This is a genomic window from Caballeronia terrestris, assembly GCF_001544515.1.
Classification (GTDB): Bacteria; Pseudomonadota; Gammaproteobacteria; order Burkholderiales; family Burkholderiaceae; genus Caballeronia; species Caballeronia terrestris.
Map to the genome: position 1 here is coordinate 1 of NZ_FCOL02000491.1, position 984 is coordinate 984.

The 984-nt window shown below is 52.6% G+C and carries 1 protein-coding gene; it reads right to left on the reverse strand.

The features are described 5' to 3' along the window. Positions 1 to 280, reverse strand: a 280-nt coding sequence (locus tag AWB67_RS42875; protein ID WP_235025626.1) for a hypothetical protein, incomplete at its 3' end; no start/stop codon positions are given. Positions 281 to 984 lie beyond the last annotated feature (704 nt).

A 984-nucleotide genomic window follows, 5' to 3' on the forward strand; every position in this document is an offset into this window, starting at 1 on the left:
GCATCCGGCCTACGGCGTACAGGAAAGAGCTGTATTGGTTGTCGGGGGCTACCTTAAACTGCTGCCACTCGAGACGGCGTTGCCCGCTTATCTGAGCAAAGCTCGGAAGCGCAGCGAGAGACAATGCCGAGGCTGCTCCACCTAGGAACGTTCGTCGGTCAAGTTTTAAATGGCTCATGAAATTCTCCAGCAGGTAGTCATGGTCAAACATTAAATACAGGTGAACATCCTGGAAGACGAAGTATTCTTGAACGCCGCGAATGTCTTGGCTATGCCGCAATCGAAGTCTTTCGCCTGGCCGATGAATAACGTTGCGACATAGGCGCAACGTAGAAGATGCACGGTTCGCGAGACTAAATGTCCTCTGGGCCGCGAAGATTGATTAGGAAATCTACTTCAGGCTACGCCCATAGTAACGTGCGCTGTCGCACATGCAAGCAGGATGAACTGACGAAATAAGTTCAAGCACGACGCACGTGAAATAACCTTGAGACGAGTTGATTCTTTCGTTATTTGCCGCCTTGCAGGCCCAAACGGCGGATCTAAGCAGCTCTAAACGGCCATTGCAGCGTTAATCGCAGGTTTACGAAATGAAACTCGTTAAGCACGCAGTTTACATTGTGGATTGTCCATGAGAACGGCGCACAACAGGAAGTGCGGATTGTGTATCTTCGTCGAGTCACGATCAACTGATCTGCCGAGCAGGCCGCGTTGATGAACCTGCCCTGAACGGTACGACGGCGTGATTTAAATTTCGAACATTCACGCAAGGCCGTCGTGCGTGGACTGGCACGGGCTTGTTTCCATACGCTGAAGGAGCGAAACGAGTTTTGATGTGACTCGCTGCTTTGCCTGAAGCTTCCGATGGTGACTGGCAAGCCCCTGTCAGCCGAGCGGAGCCAACACACCGCCCCCGAGATCTCAATGGATGTCGAGCCGCCGTCCCCAATCTCAAGTCATGGTGCGCTTAGTGCAGGGAGGGAA